This window comes from Gluconacetobacter brunescens (assembly GCF_048695475.1).
Lineage (GTDB): Bacteria > Pseudomonadota > Alphaproteobacteria > Acetobacterales > Acetobacteraceae > Gluconacetobacter.
The window spans coordinates 138,602-153,250 of record NZ_JBLHEN010000002.1 but is presented as its reverse complement, the minus strand read 5'-3'; the positions used below and the strand labels follow the sequence as shown (position 1 = coordinate 153,250).

Sequence of the window (14,649 nt, the reverse complement as noted above, 5' to 3'; positions counted from 1 at the left end):
ACGATGGTGAAAGTAACCGTCGACGGGATCGTGGTCGACGTTCCCAACGGGTCTAGCGCGCTGCAGGCGTGCGAGGCGGCCGGCAAGGAAATTCCGCGCTTCTGTTTCCATGAGCGTCTGTCGGTCGCGGGCAACTGCCGCATGTGCCTGGTGCAGGTGGTGCGGGCGCCCAAGCCGGTGGCGTCCTGCGGCTTTCCGGTGGGGGAAGGGATGGAAATCCTGACCGACACCGAGATCGTGCGCAAGGCGCGGCGGGCGGTGATGGAATTCCTGCTGATCAACCATCCGCTGGACTGCCCGATCTGCGACCAGGGCGGCGAATGCGATCTGCAGGATCAGGCGTTCGGCTATGGCGCCGATCACTCGCGCTACCAGGAAGCCAAGCGCGCGGTGAAGGACAAATATCTCGGCCCGCTGGTCAAGACCGTGATGACGCGCTGCATCCAGTGCACGCGCTGCATCCGTTTCGCGACCGAGATTGCGGGCGTGCCCGAACTGGGTGCCGTGTCGCGCGGCGAGAACATGGAAGTCACCAATTACGTCGAGAAGGCGCTGACTTCCGAACTGTCGGGCAATCTGATCGATATCTGCCCGGTGGGTGCCCTGACCTCCAAGCCCTATGCTTTTACCGCCCGGCCGTGGGAACTGAAGCGGACGGATTCGATCGATGTCAGCGATGCGGTCGGCGCCAATATCAGCCTGCATGTGCGCGGCAGCGCGGTGCTGCGGGCGGTGCCGCGGGTCAATGACGCGGTGAACGAGGAATGGCTGGCCGACAAGGGGCGCTTCTCGGTCGACGGATTGAAGCATCGGCGGTTGGACCGGCCCTGGGTACGGGTGCATGGCAAGTTACAGGCGGTATCCTGGCAGGATGCGTTTGTGGCGATCGGCAAGCGGCTGGACGGCGTTGCGGGCGATCGGATCGGCGCGATTGCCGGCGATCTGTGCGATGCCGAGAGCATGCTGGCGCTGAAGGACCTGATGACGGCGCTGGGCTCGCCCAATATCGACTGCCGCCAGGATGGCGCGGATTATGATCTGTCGCATCGGGCCTACTATACCTTCGGCACCACCATTGCCGGGATCGAGGAGGCCGATGCGCTGCTGATCGTGGGGTCGATCCCGCGCCAGGAAGCGCCGGTGCTGAATGCGCGTATCCGCAAGCGGTTTCTGGCGGCGGGCCGGGGCGGTTTCCCGATCGGGCTGATCGGCGCGCCGACGGCCGATCCGACCTACAAGGCGGACGTGCTGGGCGAGGGGCCGGAGGTGCTGGCCGCGCTACGTGATGGCACGCATCCTTTTGCCGAGGTGCTGAAGGCGGCGAAGAAGCCGATGATCATTGTCGGGCATGGCGCGCTGACGCGGCCCGATGCGCGGGCGATCCTGGCATCGGCCTGGGCGCTGGCGGCCGAGACGGGCGCGATCGGGGCCGGCTGGAACGGTTTCAACGTGCTGCATAATGCGGCCAGCCGGGTTGCCGGGCTGGATCTGGGACTGGTGCCGGGTAAGGGCGGACGCAGCGCCGCCGGGATGATGAGCGGCGGCGTCGACGTGCTGTGGCTGCTGGGGGCGGACGAGTTCCATACGGCGCAGATCGGGCCGGAGACGTTCGTCATCTATCAGGGTCATCATGGCGACGCGGCGGCGGCGCGGGCGGATGTGATCCTGCCCGGCGCGACCTATGCCGAGAAATCAGGGACTTATGTGAATACCGAGGGGCGGGTCCAGCGGTCGTTCCGGGCGGTTATGCCGCCCGGCGATGCGCGCGAGGACTGGCGCATCCTGCGCGCCTTCTCCGAGGTCGTGGGGCACACGCTGCCTTATGACACGGTGGAGGTGCTGCGCGAGCGACTGGCGACGGTCAATCCGGTCTTCCGGGTGATCGGCGGGCTGGATGCGGTGGACGTGTCGGCGCTGCCGGGACCGGCGGGTGCCGGTGCGGTGTCGCCGGTGCCGTTCCGCCCGGTCTTCGACGATTATTATCAGACGGATCCGATCTGCCGGGCCAGCCCGACGATGGGTGAGTGTTCGCGGATCTATGTCCATCCCCGGACCGTGGCGGCGGAGTAAGGCGACGTGGCGCATTTCTTTCTGCACACAATGATCGGCCAGGTGATCCTGACGGTTCTCGAGGCCCTGGCCGTTCTGGTGCCGCTTCTGCTGGGCGTGGCCTATCTGACGCTGGCCGAACGCAAGGTCATGGCGGCGATGCAGCTTCGCAAGGGGCCGAACGTCAACGGCCCGTTCGGCGTGCTGCAGGCCTTTGCCGACGCGATCAAGATGATCACCAAGGAAACCGTGATCCCGTCAGGGGCCAACCGTTTCCTGTTCCTGTTCGCGCCGTTCCTGACCTTCTCGCTGGCCATGACCGCCTGGGCGGTCATCCCGACCAATGACGGCTGGGCGATCGCGAACATCAATGTCGGCGTTCTCTACCTGCTCGCGATCTCGTCGCTGGGTGTCTATGGCGTGCTGATCGCGGGTTGGGCGTCGAATTCGAAATACGCCTTTCTCGGCGGTCTCCGCGCTGCGGCGCAGATGGTGTCCTACGAAGTTTCGATCGGGCTGGTGATCGTGTCGGTGCTGCTGGCGGTGGGCAGCCTGAACCTGAACGACATCGTGCTGGCGCAGCGCCATGTCTGGTTCTGCCTGCCGATGTTTCCGATGTTCATCATCTTCTTCATCTCGGCGCTGGCGGAAACCAATCGCGCGCCGTTCGATCTGCCCGAGGGCGAGAGTGAACTGGTGGCCGGCTTCTTCGTCGAATATTCGGCGCTGGCCTTCGGCCTCTTCTTCCTGGGCGAATATGCCAACATGTTCCTGATGTCGGGGATGGTCAGCATCCTGTTCCTCGGTGGCTGGCTGCCGCCGATCGGGATTGCGCCCTTTACCTGGATACCGGGGCCGCTATGGCTGATCGCGAAAATCCTGTTCTGCCTGTTCGTCTTCATCTGGGTGCGCGCGACATTCCCGCGCTACCGTTACGACCAGCTGATGCGCCTGGGATGGAAAGTGTTCCTCCCGCTCTCGCTGGTGTGGATGGTGCTGACGGCGGGCTTTCTGCTGGCTACCGGGCTGTTGCCCCAGGGAGGAGCGAGCTGATGGGCACTCTTGACCGAACGGTCCGTTCCTTCCTGCTGGCCGAACTGGTGGCTGGCATGGGAGCGACGCTGCGGGCCTTTTTCAAACCCAAGGTGACGATCAACTATCCCTTTGAAAAGGGGCCGTTGTCTCCGCGTTTCCGGGGGGAGCACGCGCTACGCCGCTATCCGAACGGCGAGGAACGCTGCATTGCCTGCAAGCTGTGCGAGGCGACCTGCCCGGCGGAGGCGATCACGATCGAATCCGAACCGCGCGATGACGGGTCGCGGCGCACCACGCGCTACGACATCGACATGACGAAATGCATCTATTGCGGCCTGTGTGAGGAAGCCTGCCCGGTCGATGCAATCGTCGAGGGGCCGAACTACGAGTTCGCGACCGAGACGCGCGAGGAACTCATGTACAACAAGGACAAGCTGCTCGCCAACGGCGACCGCTGGGAAAGTGTCCTGGCACGACGGCTGGAACTCGATGCGCCCTATCGTTGAGGGAAAGGCCGAGCCAGTGAGGCAGCGGGAGAAAAGAGCCATGCGGCAGGAAGGTCACCGATGATGACCCAAATCGTCTTCTACGTGTTCGCGACGGTACTGGTCCTGTCGGCCGGAATGGTGGTCAGCGCGCGCAATCCCGTTCACTCCGTACTGTTCCTGATCCTGGCCTTTTTCAATGCTGCGGGTCTGTTCCTGGTCGCGGGGGCCGAATTTCTCGCGATGATCCTGGTCATCGTGTATGTCGGCGCCGTTGCGGTGCTGTTCCTGTTCGTCGTGATGATGCTCGATGTCCGCTTCGCGCAGATGCGCGAGGGATTGCAGCGTTATGCGCCCTTTGGCGCGGCGGTAGGGCTGGTGTTGCTGGCGGAACTGGCGCTGGCGTTCAGCCACTGGCAGGTGGCGCAGGATATCGCCTCGGTCCCGCATGTGGTGGCCGCACCTGGTCGGACCAATACCGCCGCCTTGGGTGACGTGCTGTATACGCATTACGTCTTCCTGTTCGAATCCTGCGGCCTGGTGCTGCTGGTCGCGATGATCGGCGCCATCGTGCTGACGCTGCGCGAACGGCCGATGGGGCGTCGGCAGAACATCGATCGGCAGCATGAACGCACGGTGGCGGATACGCTGGCCATGATGACCGTGCCGCTGGGGCAGGGGGTGACCGCGAATGGCGGTTTCCGCCGGCCGGAACATTCTTACTACATCGCGTCGGTTCCGGGATCGTACGGGGTGACGGCCGAGCCGGTGCCCTTGGGCAAGCCGGCCGAAGAGGCCCCGAAGGATGGGGCCCCGAAGGATGGGCACGGCGCCGACAATCATGGAGGGCTGGCGCAATGACCGGCGGACTGGGAAGCATCGGCATCGGGCCCTATCTGACGGTCAGTGCCATCCTGCTGGTTCTGGGTGTGTTCGGCATTTTCCTGAACCGCAAGAACGTCATCATCATCCTGATGTCGATCGAACTGATCCTGCTGTCGGCGAATTTGAATTTCGTCGCATTTTCCTCTGCGCTCGGCGATCTGTCCGGGCAGGTCTTCACCCTGTTCGTCCTGACCATCGCGGCGGCGGAATCCGCCATCGGTCTGGCGATCGTGACGGTCTATTTCCGCAATCGCGGGTCGATCGAGGTCGAAGACATCACCATGATGAAGGGCTGAGCGGGCCATGCAAACGGCATCTACCCTTTTCGAGATCGCAGTCCTCGCGCCCCTCTTCGCCTGCATGGTGGCGGGTCTGTTCGGGCGGATGATGGGCGATGGACCGGCCAAAGCGCTGACCACGTCCATCATGGTGATTGCGGCTCTGTGCGGCAGCGGGGCGTTGTTCACTGCCATGCATGCCGGTGGCATGCCGGTCGTGGTGCAACTGGCGGACTGGATCCGCGCCGGCAGCTTCCATGCAGCCTGGACGCTGCGGCTGGACACGCTTTCGCTGTCGATGGTCGCCATGGTCACGGCGGTCTCGGCTCTCGTGCACATATACAGCATCGGCTACATGGGGCATGAGACGATCCCGACCTATCGGTTCTTCTCGTATCTCTCGCTCTTTACTTTCGCGATGCTGATGTTGGTCACGTCCAACGACCTGATCCAGCTCTTCTTTGGCTGGGAAGGTGTTGGTTTGGCCAGCTATCTGCTGATCGGCTACTGGTATGACCGCCCGAGTGCCTGCGCCGCCGCGATCAAGGCCTTTGTGGTCAATCGTGTGGCTGATCTGTTCTTCATGGTTGGTATCGCGCTGCTGTTCGTCGAGTTCGGTTCGGTGACTTACGATAATATCTTCGCGTTGGTGCCGGCGCATGGCGACGATACCTATACGCTGTTCGGCACGCATCGGATCTACGAGACGATCTGTCTGCTGCTGTTCATCGGCGCGATGGGTAAGTCAGCGCAGCTTTTCCTGCATACCTGGCTACCGGATGCGATGGAAGGCCCGACGCCGGTTTCCGCGCTGATCCATGCCGCGACCATGGTGACCGCCGGCGTGTTCCTGATGGCGCGCATGTCGCCGCTGGTGGAATTCGCGCCCGACACCAAGGCGTTCATCCTCTTTATTGGCGCGACGACCTGCTTCTTTGCCGCCACGGTCGGGCTGGTGCAGCCGGACATCAAGCGCACGATCGCCTACTCGACCTGTTCGCAGCTTGGCTACATGTTCATGGCCGTCGGGGCCGGGGCCTATCAGGCGTCGATGTTTCATCTGACGACGCATGCCTTCTTCAAGGCGCTGCTGTTCCTCGGCGCGGGCTCCGTGATCCATGCCGTGCATGATGAGCAGAACATGTTCCGCATGGGTGGATTGTGGAAGAAGATCCCGCTGACCTATGGCGCGATGTGGGTGGGCAGCCTGGCTCTGGCCGGTATCTTCCCCTTCGCCGGCTACTGGTCGAAGGATGCGATACTGGAAGCCACGTGGATGGCCCATAGCAGCCTTGGCTTCTATGGCTGGACGCTGGGTTGTGTCACCGCCTTCATTACCGCGCTGTATAGCTGGCGCCTGATCTTCCTGGTCTTTCACGGTACGCCGCGCGATGCGCATCTGCATGAGGGCGCGCATGAGAGTCCGGCCTGGATGACGCTGCCGCTTGTCCTGCTGGGGGTCGGCGCGGTGCTGGCCGGCCTGTTGCTGGCGCCGTACTATGTCGGGGAGGGTCAGGCGGCCTTCTGGAACGGAGCGATCGTCAACGCGCCGGGCAACACCATCATCGCGACGCTGGAGCAGACGCCGGAACTGATCGCGCTGGTGCCGACCTTTGCCGGTGTGCTGGGTATTCTGGTCGCCTATCTCTGCTATGTGGCCAGCCCGACCATTCCGGCGTCGTTCGCGACCAGCCTGCGGCCGATCTACCTGTTCCTGCTGAACAAATGGTATTTCGACGAACTGTATGACCATCTGTTCGTCCGGCCGTATCGCGCGCTGGCCAACCTGCTGTGGAAAGGCGCGGACGAGGGGGTGATCGAGGGCATCCCCCACGGTCTGGCCCGGGTAACGGCGGGTACGGCCGCACAGGCGGTACGGACCCAGACCGGTTCGATTGCGATTTATGCCTTCACGATGCTGATCGGCCTGGTGGTGCTCGTCTCCACCCTGCTGGTCTTCCATTGATCTCCGGGAACGGGTTTGAACCGATGAACTGGACACTTGCTCTGCCGGAAATCGTCCTGGCGCTCTGTGGCCTTGCGATCCTCGTCTTCGGGGTGGTGCAGAAGAAGGGGCAGCCCTTTCTGTCCTGTTCCATGCTGACGATCGGCGCTTTCGTCCTGACCGCGTTCCTGGTCGTGATGTCGCCGGACGGGACCGGCTATAACCACATCTTCGTCAATGACAGCTTTGCCCGTTTCATGAAAATCCTCAGCCTGGCCGGCGGGGCGTTGGCAACGATGCTGACGGTCGGCTATGCGCGGGAACTGAAGGTGGAGCGGTTCGAATTCCCGGTCCTGCTGCTGTTCTCGACCCTTGGCACGATGATGATGGCGTCATCGGGCAATCTGATGACGCTGTTCATCGGGTTGGAACTGTCGTCACTGGCCATATACATTCTCTGCGCCTTTGCGCGGGATGATGTGCGGGGCGCCGAGGCGGGGCTGAAATATTTCGTGCTCGGCTCGCTGGCTTCGGGACTGCTGCTCTATGGTTCGGCGCTGGTCTATGGCTTTGCCGGCACCATGGAATATGGGGCCATCCAGACGGCGCTCAGTGCGACCTCGGCCGTGCCGATGGGGTTGATGATCGGCATCGTGTTCATGCTGGCTGGCCTGACCTTCAAGCTGTCGGCGGTGCCGTTCCACATGTGGACGCCTGACGTCTATCAGGGCGCACCGACACCGGTAACCGCCTTCATGGCGGGTGCGCCGAAGATTGCGGCCTTCGCGCTGTTGCTGCGGGTTATGGCGGGGCCGTTCGGCCATGTCGCGCCGCAGTGGCAGATCCTGATCGAAGCCATTTCGATCGTCTCGATGGTGTTCGGGTCATTGGCCGCCATTCCGCAGACCGATATCAAGCGGCTGATGGCCTATTCCTCGATCGGCCATATGGGTTATGCGCTGATGGGCCTGTCGGCCGGCACCGAAGAGGGCATCCGCGGCACGCTGGTTTATCTCACCACCTATCTGTTGATGAATGTCGGGGCCTTCGCCGTGATCATCGCCATGCGTCGCAAGGGGCGCGCGGTGACGGGCATTGCCGATCTGGCCGGGCTGGGTCGCACCGATCCGGGGCTGGCCACCGCGATGGCGATCTTCATGTTCAGCATGGCGGGCGCACCGCCGCTGGCCGGCTTTTTCGGCAAGCTGATGGTGTTCTATGCCGCGATCAATGCCCACCTGTTCGGCCTGGCGGCGGTCGGTGTCATCAGCAGCGTGATCGGTGCCTATTATTATGTGCGTATCATCAAGGTGATGTTCTTCGACGAGGCGGCGGCGCCGCTTGACCGGCGCCCCCTGTCACTGTCCTTCGTTTCGGTCGGGATGGGGGTTGCGACTGTCGGGTTCCTGGTCGTGCTGGGGCCGGTTTCGACAGCGGCTCAGGCGGCGGCCCAGGCTCTGTTCAGGTGACGGTGGGGCCGGTGCCCGGTGCGACAGCCTGGCGCCTCGAGATCCATGATGAACTGGGTTCGACTTCCGATCGCTGTATCGAGCAGGCTGGGCTGGGGGCTGAGGCCGGTCTGGCGATCATGGCCCGGCGCCAGACCAGTGGCCGGGGCAGCCGGGGCCGGGACTGGCAGGACCCTGGCGGCAATCTGGCCTTCTCGGTTCTGCTGCGACCTACGGAGGCGGATGGTGCGGTCGGGCTGTGGCCATTCGTCGCCGGACTGGCCTTTCATGGGGCAATCCTGCCCTGGGTTCACGACCCGGCGCTGTTGCGGTTGAAATGGCCCAATGATCTGCTGCTGGCCGGCCGCAAGACCGCCGGTATCCTGATCGAGAGCGGGAGCGACGCTACGGGGCGGTGGCTGGTTATCGGGTTCGGGGCCAATCTGCGGGCTGTGCCCTCGATTGCCGGACGGGCCCTTGCCTGCGTCGCCGATTACGGAAGCGTGCCGGACTCTGAGACCGTAGCCCGCGCGATTTGTGCCGAATTGGATCGCTGGCAGGCGGCGTGGCGCGCGAATGGGTTCGGTTCGCTACGCGCGGCATGGCTGGAGCGTGCGCACCCTCCAGGCACCAGACTTGTAGTGCGCGGCGAAAGCGGGCAGGTAGAAGGCTCGTTTGTCGGTGTGGATGAGCAGGGGATGCTCCTGCTGCGCTGCGCCGATGGGCTGAAACGGATTTCGACCGGCGAGATCCTGCTGCTGGACCGCGACGCCGCCGGGGCGTCCGGGTGCGCGGGAACCTGACGGCCGGTCAGGGTTTTAGGGTCGCATAAGGTCGCTGATCGTCGAGCGGGAACGGATGTTTCGGGCTCCGATTGGAGGGACAGCGCGGCCCGACGCGGCGGGATTGCCCCCAAGGGGGCGTTGGAGTCTGATGGACAGAATTGCTGTCCGCAATGGGAGAGATGCCGGCAGGCCCCTCGCGGGCCGTGCGGGCCATCCCGATATGCATATTCCCATGAAGGGACTGTTTTCCCGTCATGATTCGTGTTGGTACAAAAGGATAGGTTATGAACGACACCAATGATGGTCTAGCCTTTCTGCCTCTGGGCGGAACGGGCGAGATCGGCATGAATCTGAATCTCTACCGGCTGGGTTCTACCTGGCTTGCCATCGATTGTGGCATCGGCTTTTCCGGCAACGACACGCCCGAGGCCGAGATCCTGATGCCGGATCCGGTCTTTATCGTCGACCGCAAGGCGGATCTGGCGGGGTTGGTCATTACCCACGCACATGAAGACCATCTGGGGGCGGTTGCCCATCTGTGGCCGCGTCTGGGCTGCCCGATCTACGCTACGCCCTTTGCCGCCTCGGTGCTGCGCCGCAAGCTGGGCGAGGCGCATCTGACCCAGCAGGTGAAGATCCATGTCATCGCCCCCGGCGGTGCCTTCAATGTCGGGCCGTTCGACCTGCGCTTTATCCCGGTGACGCATTCGGTGCCCGAGGCCCAGGCGGTGGTGCTGCGCACGCCGCATGGCATCGTGGTGCATACCGGCGACTGGAAATTCGACCCCCAGCCGATGGTGGGTCCGCCCACCGATGTCGCGGCCTTCGAGGCCCTGGGCGACGAGGGCGTGCTGGCCATGGTCTGTGATAGCACCAATGTGATGACGCAGGGGCCGTCGGCGTCGGAATCCGACGTGCGGCGGAGCATGACCGACCTGATCGCCTCGCTGAGCGGGCGCATCGCCGTGACCTGCTTCGCCAGCAACGTGGCCCGCATCGAGACCATTGCCAAGGCGGCGCAGGCGGCCGGCCGGTCGGTGGTGATCGTCGGCCGTTCGCTGCGCAATCTGGACGTGTCGGCACGGGAATGCGGCTATCTGGCCGATGTGCCGCCCTTCCTCTCCGAGCAGGAAGCCAATTCGCTGCCGGACGATGAAGTGGTGATGATCATCACCGGCAGCCAGGGCGAGCCGCGTTCGGCCCTTTCGCGCATTGCCAGCGACAGCCACCCGAATATCTCGCTGGGCCAGGGAGATACGGTCATTTACAGCAGCCGCATGATTCCCGGGAACGAGCAGGCGGTGATGCAGGTGCAGGACAACCTGACCCGTCGCGGGGTGCGGGTGCTGACCGACCGCGACCATCTGGTGCATGTGTCCGGCCATGCCACGGGCGGCGATGTGCGGCGCCTATTCGATCTGGTGCGGCCGCGCTTTGCGGTACCGGTGCATGGCGAGTGGCGGCATCTGACGGCCAATGCCGCTATTGCGCGGGAAAAGGGTGTTCTGCCGATCCTGCTGGAGGATGGCGACATCCTGAACCTTGCGCCGGGCACGGTCGAGGTGGTGGACACTGCGCCGACCGGCCGGCTGGTGCTGGACGGCGGCCGTCTGCTGCCGATGAATGGCGGTGTGCTGGCGGCGCGCCGGCGCATGCTGTTCAACGGCATCGTGATGGGCAGCTTCGCGGTGGATGACGAAGGCTACCTGATCGGCGATCCGAAGGTGAGTGCGCCAGGGCTGCTGGACCCCGAGGATTCGGAGACCGCTCGCCTGACGGAAGAGTTCGGCAACGCGCTGGACGAGATACCCGACGAACTGAGGCGGGACGACAATACCTTCCGCGAGGCGGCGAAGACGGCGCTGCGCCGGGCATTGGGGCGGAAATTGCAGAAGCGGCCGCTGGTCGACGTCCATCTGCTGCGGGTCTGATGCTGTGCCTCTGGAATTCGCTTGCGAATTTCAGAGATCAGGTGGCTATCGCATTGTCGGTTGATTCGATGTTGCCACGGATCTGCACGCGGAAAGGCTTCAGATCCGGGACATCGCGTTCTTCACGAGGGTTGCGGCAGAAAGGTGCGCGTCGCCCTTCCTGCCGGCCCTGGACGTTTTTTCCCTAAACCCGGCGTTCCTCCGGATTGGGTGGCCGCACTGTATGAGTCCTGACTCGGCCTGTCACCTGCCTCACGCGCTTGTTGAACGGGTCCGGGCGGTCTTGGCCCTTCACAGTTGGGTGTGCGTGCAGGCTGCGTTGCCGGACATGGCGGCGGCGCGGATTCTGGCGTATTCCTCTTGTCCTGAATAACGATCCACCCGGCGGTCCGCCGGTTTTTCGAGGTTGATAACGGTATGCGTCTGTCGCGCGGCTTCCTGCCCACTCTGAAGGAGAATCCTGCCGAGGCGCAGGTCATTTCCCACCGGCTGATGTTGCGGGCCGGGCTGATCCGCCAGACGGCGGCGGGGATCTATGCCTGGTTGCCGGCGGGATGGCGTGTGCTGCAGAACATTTCGCGCATTGTGCGCGAGGAGCAGGATGCGATCGGGGCGCAGGAATTGCTGATGCCTACCGTCCAGTCGGCGGATCTGTGGAAGCGGTCGGGCCGTTATGACGCCTATGGCCCGGAAATGCTGCGTATCCAGGACCGGCATGAGCGCGAACTGCTTTACGGGCCGACCAATGAGGAGATGATCACCGACCTGTTCGGGCAGGTGGTCAAGTCCTACAAGGAACTGCCGCAGGCGTTGTATCATATCCAGTGGAAATTCCGCGACGAGGTGCGGCCGCGTTTCGGTGTGATGCGCGGGCGCGAGTTCCTGATGAAGGATGCCTATAGTTTCGATGTCGATTATGCCTCGGCGGTCGATTCCTATCGGCGGATGATGCTGGCCTATCTGCGCACTTTCCAGCGGCTGGGGGTGAAGGCGATCCCGATGGTGGCCGATACCGGGCCGATCGGCGGCGAACTGAGCCATGAATTTCTGATCCTGGCGCCGACTGGCGAAAGCGGCGTGTTCTTCGACAGCGCGTTCGAGGCGCAGGACTGGCTGTCGGAGCCGGTGGAGATCGACGACCGGGAATCGCTGGATCGATTCTTTACCCGCATGACCTCGTTCTACGCCGCGACCGACGAGAAGCATGACGAGGCCGCCTGGGCGGAGGTGCCCGAAGAGCGCCGGCGCGAGGGCCGGGGGATCGAGGTCGGCCATATTTTCCATTTCGGCCGCAAATATACCGAATCGATGGGGATTACCGTCAGCGGGCCGGACGGCGCACCGCTCTATCCGGAAATGGGATCGTACGGGATCGGCGTCTCGCGCCTGGTGGCTGCGATCATCGAGGCCAGCCACGACGAGAACGGCATCATCTGGCCGGACAGCGTGGCGCCGTTCCGCGCCGCGATCCTGAACCTGAAGTCGGGCGATGCGACATGCGATGCCATCTGCGAGAAGATCTACGCAGCGTCGCCGGAGACGTTCCTGTATGACGACCGGAGTGAACGTGCGGGCGTGAAGTTTGCCGATGCCGACCTGATGGGCCATCCGTGGCAGGTCATCGTTGGCCCGCGTGGTGCGAAGGACGGTGTGGTGGAACTGAAGCGTCGTGCCGACGGTACGCGCCTGGAACTGCCGGTGGATGAGGCTCTGGCGCGTATCCTCGGGGGCTGATCCATGTTTGGTCCGTTCGAACGGGCGGTTGCCGGCCGGTACCTGCGCGCCCGCAAGGGCGAGCGGTTCGTATCGGTCATCGCCATCTTCTCGCTGGTCGGGATCGCGCTGGGTGTGGCGACGCTGATCATCGTCATGTCGGTGATGAACGGGTTCAAGGCCGACCTGATGGGACGGATCCTGGGCCTGAACGGTGATCTGAGCCTGTTCGGCGTAACCCGGACCATTGGGGATTATGACGATCTGGCGGCCACGGTGCGCCAGGTGCCAGGCGTGGTGACCGCGACGCCGCTGATCGAGGGGCAGGCCTTGCTCAACTCCGGCTCGTACAATGCGGGCGGGATGGTGCGGGGCATGAGCATGCAGGGGCTGCGGGACCTGCATGAGGTCAGTGATTCGCTGGTGGCCGGGTCGCTGGACAAGTTCGTCGGCAATGACGCGATCATCATCGGTGTGACGCTGGCGGAACGGGCGGGGCTGTCCGTGGGGTCGAAGATCACGCTGATCTCGCCCAACGGGGCGGCGACGCCGTTCGGCACCATGCCGCGCATTCGCGCCTATCATGTGGTTGGCATCTTTGATGCCGGCATGAACGATTATAACTTGGGTTATGTGTTCCTGCCGCTGGCGGCGGCGCAGATCTATTTCGAGATGCCGGCGCAGGTAACGCAGATCCAGGTGATGACGCAGGACCCGACGAACGTGCGCCCGGTGCGTCAGGCGATCGAGCAGGCGATCGTCGGCGATCCGAGAGTGCGGGTGCTGGACTGGACGCAGAGCAACAACGCGTTCTTCGGCGCGGTGCAGGTGGAGCAGAACGTGCTGTTCCTGATCCTGACGCTGATCGTGCTGGTGGCGGCGTTCAACGTGATCTCGTCACTGATCATGATGGTGAAGGACAAGACTGGCGATATTGCGGTGTTGCGGACCATCGGGGCCACGCGCGGCGCGATCATGCGCATCTTTCTGATGTGCGGAGCTTCGGTCGGGGTGACCGGGACGGCGATCGGCACTGCGATCGGGATCGTGTTCTGCCTGAATATCGAGCGGATCCGCCAGTTCCTGCAATCGCTGACCGGGACCAATCTGTTCAATCCGGAAATCTATTATCTGGAGCGCCTGCCGGCGAAGCTGGTGTGGCCGCAGGTGTTCGAGGTGATCGGCATGGCGCTGGTGCTGTCGCTGCTCGCGACGCTCTATCCGTCCTGGCGCGCGGCGCGGACTGATCCGGTGGAGGCCTTGCGCCATGAATGATGCCTCCGCGACCCCGTTGGTGCTGCGTGATGTCCGGCGCACCTTTCGTAGCGGCGACGAACGGCTGGACGTGCTGCGAGGTGTGAACCTGACCTTGCGGGCGGGCGAGATCGTGGCGCTGGTCGCCCCCTCGGGCACCGGCAAATCGACCCTGCTGCATCTGGCAGGGCTGCTGGAATCGCCGGATGCGGGCGAGGTGATCGTCGGTGGGCAGGATGCCGGCCGGTTGGGCGATCTGGATCGGACGGCGATTCGTCGTCGTATGATCGGCTTTGTCTATCAGGCGCATCATCTGTTGCCGGAATTCACCGCGCGTGAAAATGTCGTGTTGCCGCAACTGATCGCGGGCGTACGGCGATCTGACGCACGGGCGCGGGCGGATGCGCTTCTGGGTTCGTTCGGGCTGGCGCACCGGTTGGAGCATCTGCCCGGCCGGCTGTCGGGTGGCGAGAAGCAGCGTGTGGCGATCGCCCGCGCCCTGGCCAACCGGCCGGGACTTCTGCTGGCCGATGAGCCCACGGGGAATCTGGATGTGAATACGTCCGGTGCCGTGTTCGACGAATTGCTGCATATGGTCCGGGGGCAGGGAGTGGCGGCGTTGATTGCTACCCATAATGAGGAACTGGCAGCGCGAATGGACCGGGTGGTGACATTGCGGGACGGGCAGTTGGTGGATCTGACTCTGTGTTCGTAGGCGGGCGAGGGAATGCCTTCTTTTTCTGAAGGAAAAGAAGAAAAAAGAACTTTCTCGTTCAGGCGTGTCGTGAGGCACAAGTATAAAGCTCTTTAACAGATCAAAAGTTTTTTGGTTCTTTTTTCC

At 63.5% G+C, this 14,649-nt stretch carries 12 protein-coding genes; all 12 read left to right on the top strand.

Annotation, left to right across the window (positions count from 1 at the left end):
• Positions 1-3: 3 nt before the first annotated feature.
• The 12 genes from nuoG (at position 4) to ACMAUO_RS12995 (ending at position 14,523) form a co-directional block, all read left to right on the top strand.
• Positions 4-2,070 carry an NADH-quinone oxidoreductase subunit NuoG gene (gene nuoG, locus ACMAUO_RS13050; RefSeq protein WP_420357425.1) on the top strand — a complete coding sequence of 689 codons (2,067 nt, stop codon included), beginning with the start codon at positions 4-6 and terminating at the stop codon, positions 2,068-2,070.
• Positions 2,071-2,076: 6 nt separating this feature from the next.
• Positions 2,077-3,102: an NADH-quinone oxidoreductase subunit NuoH gene (nuoH, locus tag ACMAUO_RS13045; protein ID WP_182949730.1), complete on the top strand. Its 1,026-nt coding sequence runs from the start codon at positions 2,077-2,079 to the stop codon at positions 3,100-3,102.
• Complete coding sequence (nuoI, locus tag ACMAUO_RS13040; protein WP_420357424.1) at positions 3,102-3,590, top strand: NADH-quinone oxidoreductase subunit NuoI; 489 nt, start codon at positions 3,102-3,104, stop codon at positions 3,588-3,590. The genes nuoH and nuoI overlap by 1 nt, the downstream gene beginning before the upstream one ends.
• A 60-nt stretch (positions 3,591-3,650) precedes the next feature.
• Positions 3,651-4,430, top strand: a complete 780-nt coding sequence (locus ACMAUO_RS13035) for an NADH-quinone oxidoreductase subunit J (protein ID WP_420357423.1) — start codon at positions 3,651-3,653, stop codon at positions 4,428-4,430.
• A complete protein-coding gene (gene nuoK / locus ACMAUO_RS13030; RefSeq protein ID WP_012227311.1) occupies positions 4,427-4,750 on the top strand; it encodes an NADH-quinone oxidoreductase subunit NuoK in 324 nt (107 codons plus the stop codon). Before ACMAUO_RS13035 ends, nuoK begins: the two co-directional genes overlap by 4 nt.
• Before the next feature lie 7 nt (positions 4,751-4,757).
• The gene (gene nuoL, locus ACMAUO_RS13025) at positions 4,758-6,698 is read left to right on the top strand and encodes an NADH-quinone oxidoreductase subunit L (protein WP_420357422.1); all 1,941 of its coding nucleotides are present in this window, start codon (positions 4,758-4,760) and stop codon (positions 6,696-6,698) included.
• A gap of 23 nt (positions 6,699-6,721) precedes the next feature.
• Positions 6,722-8,146 carry an NADH-quinone oxidoreductase subunit NuoN gene (gene nuoN / locus ACMAUO_RS13020; RefSeq protein ID WP_420357421.1) on the top strand — a complete coding sequence of 475 codons (1,425 nt, stop codon included), beginning with the start codon at positions 6,722-6,724 and terminating at the stop codon, positions 8,144-8,146.
• Positions 8,143-8,928, top strand: coding sequence for a biotin--[acetyl-CoA-carboxylase] ligase (locus ACMAUO_RS13015; protein ID WP_420357420.1), 786 nt, complete (start codon positions 8,143-8,145; stop codon positions 8,926-8,928). Before nuoN ends, ACMAUO_RS13015 begins: the two co-directional genes overlap by 4 nt.
• A gap of 266 nt (positions 8,929-9,194) precedes the next feature.
• Positions 9,195-10,841, top strand: a complete 1,647-nt coding sequence (locus ACMAUO_RS13010; protein WP_420357419.1) for a ribonuclease J — start codon at positions 9,195-9,197, stop codon at positions 10,839-10,841.
• A gap of 417 nt (positions 10,842-11,258) precedes the next feature.
• Complete coding sequence (proS, locus tag ACMAUO_RS13005) at positions 11,259-12,575, top strand: proline--tRNA ligase (RefSeq protein WP_420357418.1); 1,317 nt, start codon at positions 11,259-11,261, stop codon at positions 12,573-12,575.
• Between the two features lie 3 nt (positions 12,576-12,578).
• Positions 12,579-13,829, top strand: coding sequence for a lipoprotein-releasing ABC transporter permease subunit (locus ACMAUO_RS13000; RefSeq protein ID WP_420357417.1), 1,251 nt, complete (start codon positions 12,579-12,581; stop codon positions 13,827-13,829).
• Entirely contained in the window at positions 13,822-14,523 is a 702-nt protein-coding gene (locus tag ACMAUO_RS12995) for an ABC transporter ATP-binding protein (RefSeq protein WP_420357416.1), read from the top strand. The genes ACMAUO_RS13000 and ACMAUO_RS12995 overlap by 8 nt, the downstream gene beginning before the upstream one ends.
• Positions 14,524-14,649: the final 126 nt, after the last annotated feature.

Coding starts and splice junctions, on each gene's coding strand:
- nuoI (WP_420357424.1), top strand. CDS start 3,102: ATGGGCACTCTTGACCGAACGGTCCGTTCCTTCCTGCTGGCCGAACTG.
- ACMAUO_RS13000 (WP_420357417.1), top strand. CDS start 12,579: ATGTTTGGTCCGTTCGAACGGGCGGTTGCCGGCCGGTACCTGCGCGCC.
- nuoG (WP_420357425.1), top strand. CDS start 4: ATGGTGAAAGTAACCGTCGACGGGATCGTGGTCGACGTTCCCAACGGG.
- proS (WP_420357418.1), top strand. CDS start 11,259: ATGCGTCTGTCGCGCGGCTTCCTGCCCACTCTGAAGGAGAATCCTGCC.
- nuoK (WP_012227311.1), top strand. CDS start 4,427: ATGACCGGCGGACTGGGAAGCATCGGCATCGGGCCCTATCTGACGGTC.
- nuoL (WP_420357422.1), top strand. CDS start 4,758: ATGCAAACGGCATCTACCCTTTTCGAGATCGCAGTCCTCGCGCCCCTC.
- nuoN (WP_420357421.1), top strand. CDS start 6,722: ATGAACTGGACACTTGCTCTGCCGGAAATCGTCCTGGCGCTCTGTGGC.
- ACMAUO_RS13035 (WP_420357423.1), top strand. CDS start 3,651: ATGATGACCCAAATCGTCTTCTACGTGTTCGCGACGGTACTGGTCCTG.
- ACMAUO_RS12995 (WP_420357416.1), top strand. CDS start 13,822: ATGAATGATGCCTCCGCGACCCCGTTGGTGCTGCGTGATGTCCGGCGC.
- ACMAUO_RS13010 (WP_420357419.1), top strand. CDS start 9,195: ATGAACGACACCAATGATGGTCTAGCCTTTCTGCCTCTGGGCGGAACG.